The organism is Neisseria sp. HMSC061B04 (assembly GCF_001836705.1).
Taxonomy (GTDB): Bacteria; Pseudomonadota; Gammaproteobacteria; order Burkholderiales; family Neisseriaceae; genus Neisseria.
The window spans coordinates 1-6220 of the sequence record NZ_KV830181.1; the positions used below are offsets into that span (position 1 = coordinate 1).

At 50.5% G+C, this 6220-nt stretch carries 1 protein-coding gene, 2 tRNA genes and 3 rRNA genes; all 6 read left to right on the forward strand.

What is annotated here, in order from left to right:
* The first annotated feature begins 128 nt into the window (after nucleotides 1-128).
* The 6 genes from HMPREF2661_RS04010 (at nucleotide 129) to HMPREF2661_RS04035 (ending at nucleotide 6047) form a co-directional block, all read left to right on the forward strand.
* Nucleotides 129-1669, forward strand: a 16S ribosomal RNA gene (locus HMPREF2661_RS04010).
* Between the two features lie 105 nt (nucleotides 1670-1774).
* A tRNA-Ile gene (locus tag HMPREF2661_RS04015) sits at nucleotides 1775-1851 on the forward strand.
* Nucleotides 1852-1856: 5 nt separating this feature from the next.
* A tRNA-Ala gene (locus tag HMPREF2661_RS04020) sits at nucleotides 1857-1932 on the forward strand.
* Between the two features lie 347 nt (nucleotides 1933-2279).
* Nucleotides 2280-5168 (forward strand): 23S ribosomal RNA (locus HMPREF2661_RS04025).
* A 96-nt stretch (nucleotides 5169-5264) separates the two neighbouring features.
* Nucleotides 5265-5378, forward strand: a 5S ribosomal RNA gene (gene rrf / locus HMPREF2661_RS04030).
* Together the 16S, 23S and 5S rRNA genes with 2 tRNA genes alongside form the textbook arrangement of a ribosomal RNA operon.
* Before the next feature lie 381 nt (nucleotides 5379-5759).
* Nucleotides 5760-6047: a ComEA family DNA-binding protein gene (locus HMPREF2661_RS04035; protein WP_049323884.1), complete on the forward strand. Its 288-nt coding sequence runs from the start codon at nucleotides 5760-5762 to the stop codon at nucleotides 6045-6047.
* Nucleotides 6048-6220 lie beyond the last annotated feature (173 nt).

The following is a 6220-nucleotide window of genomic DNA, read 5'->3' on the forward strand; positions in this document are numbered from 1 at the left end:
AAAAAACAGATTACCGATAAGTGTGAGTGCATTAGGCCTCACACTGTTTGAAAGACAGACAAGATGATGTTTTAGACATTGTCCTGTCGGTTTCTTTGAAGCAGACCAGAAGTTATAAGTTAGAGATTGAACATAAGAGTTTGATCCTGGCTCAGATTGAACGCTGGCGGCATGCTTTACACATGCAAGTCGGACGGCAGCACAGAGAAGCTTGCTTCTTGGGTGGCGAGTGGCGAACGGGTGAGTAACATATCGGAACGTACCGAGTAATGGGGGATAACTAATCGAAAGATTAGCTAATACCGCATATTCTCTGAGGAGGAAAGCAGGGGACCTTCGGGCCTTGCGTTATTCGAGCGGCCGATATCTGATTAGCTAGTTGGTGGGGTAAAGGCCTACCAAGGCGACGATCAGTAGCGGGTCTGAGAGGATGATCCGCCACACTGGGACTGAGACACGGCCCAGACTCCTACGGGAGGCAGCAGTGGGGAATTTTGGACAATGGGCGCAAGCCTGATCCAGCCATGCCGCGTGTCTGAAGAAGGCCTTCGGGTTGTAAAGGACTTTTGTCAGGGAAGAAAAGGCTGTTGCTAATACCGACAGTTGATGACGGTACCTGAAGAATAAGCACCGGCTAACTACGTGCCAGCAGCCGCGGTAATACGTAGGGTGCGAGCGTTAATCGGAATTACTGGGCGTAAAGCGAGCGCAGACGGTTACTTAAGCAGGATGTGAAATCCCCGGGCTCAACCTGGGAACTGCGTTCTGAACTGGGTGACTAGAGTGTGTCAGAGGGAGGTAGAATTCCACGTGTAGCAGTGAAATGCGTAGAGATGTGGAGGAATACCGATGGCGAAGGCAGCCTCCTGGGATAACACTGACGTTCATGCTCGAAAGCGTGGGTAGCAAACAGGATTAGATACCCTGGTAGTCCACGCCCTAAACGATGTCAATTAGCTGTTGGGCAACTTGATTGCTTAGTAGCGTAGCTAACGCGTGAAATTGACCGCCTGGGGAGTACGGTCGCAAGATTAAAACTCAAAGGAATTGACGGGGACCCGCACAAGCGGTGGATGATGTGGATTAATTCGATGCAACGCGAAGAACCTTACCTGGTCTTGACATGTACGGAATCCTCCAGAGACGGAGGAGTGCCTTCGGGAGCCGTAACACAGGTGCTGCATGGCTGTCGTCAGCTCGTGTCGTGAGATGTTGGGTTAAGTCCCGCAACGAGCGCAACCCTTGTCATTAGTTGCCATCATTAAGTTGGGCACTCTAATGAGACTGCCGGTGACAAGCCGGAGGAAGGTGGGGATGACGTCAAGTCCTCATGGCCCTTATGACCAGGGCTTCACACGTCATACAATGGTCGGTACAGAGGGTAGCCAAGCCGCGAGGCGGAGCCAATCTCACAAAACCGATCGTAGTCCGGATTGCACTCTGCAACTCGAGTGCATGAAGTCGGAATCGCTAGTAATCGCAGGTCAGCATACTGCGGTGAATACGTTCCCGGGTCTTGTACACACCGCCCGTCACACCATGGGAGTGGGGGATACCAGAAGTAGGTAGGGTAACCGCAAGGAGCCCGCTTACCACGGTATGCTTCATGACTGGGGTGAAGTCGTAACAAGGTAGCCGTAGGGGAACCTGCGGCTGGATCACCTCCTTTCTAGAGAAAGAAGAGGTCTGATGCATTCACACTTATCGGTAAACTGTAAAAGATGCGGAAGAGAAAAGCTTGAGTGAAGACAAGATTCGCTTAAGAAGAGAATCCGGGTTTGTAGCTCAGCTGGTTAGAGCACACGCTTGATAAGCGTGGGGTCGGAGGTTCAAGTCCTCCCAGACCCACCAAGAACGGGGGCATAGCTCAGTTGGTAGAGCACCTGCTTTGCAAGCAGGGGGTCATCGGTTCGATCCCGTTTGCCTCCACCAAGCACTTTACAAATCAAAGGAAGCCTGCTATACTTAGCAGCTTATTTTGATTTGCGAAGTGAAATATCGACGCATCGATCTTTAACAAATTGGAAAGCCGAAATCAACAAACAAAGACAATGAGTTTGTTTTGATTTTTTATTCTTTGCAAAGGATAAAGAATCTCTCGCAAGAGAAAAGAAAACAAACACAGTATTTGGGTGATGATTGTATCGACTTAATCCTGAAAGACAAAAGGCAGGATTAAGACACAACAAGCAGTAAGCTTTATCAAAGTAGGAATTTCAAGTTTACTTCCCTAGTCAACGGGTAGGTAAACGAAGTCAGAGAGGTTCTTGAAATGATAGAGTCAAGTGAATAAGTGCATCAGGTGGATGCCTTGGCGATGATAGGCGACGAAGGACGTGTAAGCCTGCGAAAAGCGCGGGGGAGCTGGCAATAAAGCTATGATCCCGCGGTGTCCGAATGGGGAAACCCACCTCTTAGGAGGTATCCTTATCTGAATACATAGGATAAGCGAAGCGAACCCGGAGAACTGAACCATCTAAGTACCCGGAGGAAAAGAAATCAACCGAGATTCCGCAAGTAGTGGCGAGCGAACGCGGAGGAGCCTGTACGTGATAACTGTCGAGATAGAAGAACAAGCTGGGAAGCTTGACCATAGTGGGTGATAGTCCCGTATTCGAAATCTCAACAGTGGTACTAAGCGTACGAAAAGTAGGGCGGGACACGTGAAATCCTGTCTGAATATGGGGGGACCATCCTCCAAGGCTAAATACTCATCATCGACCGATAGTGAACCAGTACCGTGAGGGAAAGGCGAAAAGAACCCCGGGAGGGGAGTGAAATAGAACCTGAAACCTGATGCATACAAACAGTGGGAGCATCCTTGTGGTGTGACTGCGTACCTTTTGTATAATGGGTCAACGACTTACATTCAGTAGCGAGCTTAACCGAATAGGGGAGGCGTAGGGAAACCGAGTCTTAATAGGGCGAACAGTTGCTGGGTGTAGACCCGAAACCGAGTGATCTATCCATGGCCAGGTTGAAGGTGCCGTAACAGGTACTGGAGGACCGAACCCACGCATGTTGCAAAATGCGGGGATGAGCTGTGGATAGGGGTGAAAGGCTAAACAAACTCGGAGATAGCTGGTTCTCCCCGAAAACTATTTAGGTAGTGCCTCGAGCAAGACACTGATGGGGGTAAAGCACTGTTATGGCTAGGGGGTTATTGCAACTTACCAACCCATGGCAAACTAAGAATACCATCAAGTGGTTCCTCGGGAGACAGACAGCGGGTGCTAACGTCCGTTGTCAAGAGGGAAACAACCCAGACCGCCAGCTAAGGTCCCAAATGATAGATTAAGTGGTAAACGAAGTGGGAAGGCCCAGACAGCCAGGATGTTGGCTTAGAAGCAGCCATCATTTAAAGAAAGCGTAATAGCTCACTGGTCGAGTCGTCCTGCGCGGAAGATGTAACGGGGCTCAAATCTATAACCGAAGCTGCGGATGCCAGTTTACTGGCATGGTAGGGGAGCGTTCTGTAGGCCGATGAAGGTGCATTGTAAAGTGTGCTGGAGGTATCAGAAGTGCGAATGTTGACATGAGTAGCGATAAAGCGGGTGAAAAGCCCGCTCGCCGAAAGCCCAAGGTTTCCTACGCAACGTTCATCGGCGTAGGGTGAGTCGGCCCCTAAGGCGAGGCAGAAATGCGTAGTCGATGGGAAACAGGTTAATATTCCTGTACTTGATTCAAATGCGATGTGGGGACGGAGAAGGTTAGGTTAGCAAGCTGTTGGAATAGCTTGTTTAAGCCGGTAGGTGGAAGACTTAGGCAAATCCGGGTCTTCTTAACACCGAGAAGTGATGACGAGTGTCTACGGACATGAAGTAACCGATACCACGCTTCCAGGAAAAGCCACTAAGCTTCAGTTTGAATCGAACCGTACCGCAAACCGACACAGGTGGGCAGGATGAGAATTCTAAGGCGCTTGAGAGAACTCGGGAGAAGGAACTCGGCAAATTGATACCGTAACTTCGGGAGAAGGTATGCCCTCTAAGGTTAAGGACTTGCTCCGTAAGCCCTGGAGGGTCGCAGAGAATAGGTGGCTGCGACTGTTTATTAAAAACACAGCACTCTGCTAACACGAAAGTGGACGTATAGGGTGTGACGCCTGCCCGGTGCTGGAAGGTTAATTGAAGATGTGCAAGCATCGGATCGAAGCCCCAGTAAACGGCGGCCGTAACTATAACGGTCCTAAGGTAGCGAAATTCCTTGTCGGGTAAGTTCCGACCCGCACGAATGGCGTAACGATGGCCACACTGTCTCCTCCCGAGACTCAGCGAAGTTGAAGTGGTTGTGAAGATGCAATCTACCCGCTGCTAGACGGAAAGACCCCGTGAACCTTTACTGTAGCTTTGCATTGGACTTTGAAGTCACTTGTGTAGGATAGGTGGGAGGCTTTGAAGCAGAGACGCCAGTCTCTGTGGAGCCGTCCTTGAAATACCACCCTGGTGTCTTTGAGGTTCTAACCCAGACCCGTAATCCGGGTCGGGGACCGTGCATGGTAGGCAGTTTGACTGGGGCGGTCTCCTCCCAAAGAGTAACGGAGGAGTTCGAAGGTTACCTAGGTCCGGTCGGAAATCGGACTGATAGTGCAATGGCAAAAGGTAGCTTAACTGCGAGACCGACAAGTCGAGCAGGTGCGAAAGCAGGACATAGTGATCCGGTGGTTCTGTATGGAAGGGCCATCGCTCAACGGATAAAAGGTACTCCGGGGATAACAGGCTGATTCCGCCCAAGAGTTCATATCGACGGCGGAGTTTGGCACCTCGATGTCGGCTCATCACATCCTGGGGCTGTAGTCGGTCCCAAGGGTATGGCTGTTCGCCATTTAAAGTGGTACGTGAGCTGGGTTTAAAACGTCGTGAGACAGTTTGGTCCCTATCTGCAGTGGGCGTTGGAAGTTTGACGGGGGCTGCTCCTAGTACGAGAGGACCGGAGTGGACGAACCTCTGGTGTACCGGTTGTAACGCCAGTTGCATAGCCGGGTAGCTAAGTTCGGAAGAGATAAGCGCTGAAAGCATCTAAGCGCGAAACTCGCCTGAAGATGAGACTTCCCTTGTGGTTTAACCACACTAAAGAGTCGTTCGAGACCAGGACGTTGATAGGGGGGGTGTGGAAGCGCGGTAACGCGTGAAGCTAACCCATACTAATTGCTCGTGAGGCTTGACTCTATCATTTGAAGAACTTCAAATAATAAAAGCTTACTGACTGATTCAGTCATCACCATTTATACCGATTAAGGCTTTACCAATTTGTAACAGTTTAAGTTTGGCGGCCATAGCGAGTTGGTCCCACGCCTTCCCATCCCGAACAGGACCGTGAAACGACTCAGCGCCGATGATAGTGTGGTTCTTCCATGTGAAAGTAGGTCACCGCCAAACACCCATTCCGAAGCCCCCGACTGATGTCGGGGGCTTTTTACATGCCTGTCGTTTCTGTCGGTTTGGCGGCAGAATTGGGATAACAGGTGTTGGGGTCAAACATTGGGATATTGATGTACCGGTGTTTATGGGGTATTTGTGCATCTTGGCATTTGAATTGGGGATATTTACCCTGTTGTTATTCTTGCACAAAAGTACCGAAAGTTACGGTTAACCGTTTGGAATGTTTGAAATCAAACGGCATTTGCGTTAATATGTCGTATGCATTTATATGGAACAGGGCCGTGTTCTACTGTCGATGCGGCAGTATCGGCGGGGGGGGGAAAACCGTCCTGCAGACGGCCCGGTTTATTCAATCTGACACGTTATAGGAAAACCCTGATGAAGAAATTTTTATTTGGTGTAGTTGCCGCCGTTTGTACGGCATTCTCTTTGGCTGCTGTGAACGTCAATACGGCCTCTTCTGCGGAGCTGGAGGCATTGCCGGGTATCGGCCCGGCTAAGGCGAAGGCGATTGTGGAATACCGTCAGAAGAACGGTGCGTTCAAATCGGTGGAGGAGCTGAAAAACGTGAAGGGCATCGGTGATGCGGTGCTGAACAAGTTGAAGGCGGAGGCGACGGTTTCTTCTGCCGCGCCTAAGGCCGCGCAGCCTGCCGTGAAAAAATAAGCCGGACTCTGCCTGTATGCCGCCCTGCGGCCGAACCGTTTGCCGGTTGGGCCACGGGGCGGCTTTGTTTGGGGGCGGGAATAAAACTTGAACCAGTGGAGACTTTACATTGGGTTAAGGGACAAACGGATAGCCTCTTGTCGGATAGGGGATATAAAAGATAAAGGGAATAA

Bases quoted from the DNA above. Each gene is read 5' to 3' on its own strand.
- HMPREF2661_RS04035 (WP_049323884.1), top strand. From the start codon at position 5,760: ATGAAGAAATTTTTATTTGGTGTAGTTGCCGCCGTTTGTACGGCATTC.